The sequence below is a fragment of the Psychrobacillus sp. MER TA 171 genome (assembly GCF_023713305.1).
GTDB lineage: Bacteria > Bacillota > Bacilli > Bacillales_A > Planococcaceae > Psychrobacillus.
In genome coordinates, this window is sequence record NZ_JAMAWN010000060.1 from 1 (window position 1) to 673 (window position 673).

General features: G+C 35.5%; 1 protein-coding gene. It reads right to left on the reverse strand.

All coding sequences use genetic code 11. The features are described from left to right. Nucleotides 1–547 (reverse strand): transposase (locus M3627_RS20430; RefSeq protein WP_251557270.1); only part of this gene is annotated, 547 nt, incomplete at its 3' end. Nucleotides 548–673: the final 126 nt, after the last annotated feature.

The window sequence follows — 673 nt, forward strand, 5'->3', positions numbered from 1 at the left end:
AGGCGTTTTCATGGCAGCGAATCGCATCTCTTGTTGTAAATGGTCGATCTTGCCATTCCATGTATTTGTGGCGTGAATGCGCCAAAACAAACGCGATAAAGTAAAGTTTTATTTCTCTTTTACTTACTGTTTTCTGCTTTGTTTCTCCCCAATCAACCTGCATCTGTTTTCCCATAGGCTGTTGTTGTATTGCCTCATACTGTCTTGTTTGTTTCGTCTTTTCAATTTGATACTTTTCTCTAACTTCTTGAACATATAATCGAACAGTACTGTCTCCAATCTCTAGGCTTGGAAACTTTTCTAATAACCAATCTTTAATCTGGGCTGCACTTAGGTGTGGATATTCCTCCAACCAGGCAACTATCCAATCCAGATGCTCATCTAATTTCTTCTTCCTTGTTTTAACTTCTTCAAATTGTTGGATTGCCTCTTCAAAGCTCATCTCCAAATATTTATAGACTGTCGTTCGAGATATTTTAAATTGATTTGCGATTTGAGAAACTGTTAAATTCCTTTTCGCAAGTTGATGAATTTCTAAATATAACACTAATTTTTCCTCCACTTGTCTGACCCCCAGTAAACGAATATATATAGTTTACTGAAAATCTATTAGATTAGCGAAAGTGTTCAATGTTATTTAGCAGAAACTGTCCATTTTATTTTAGCGTTTACA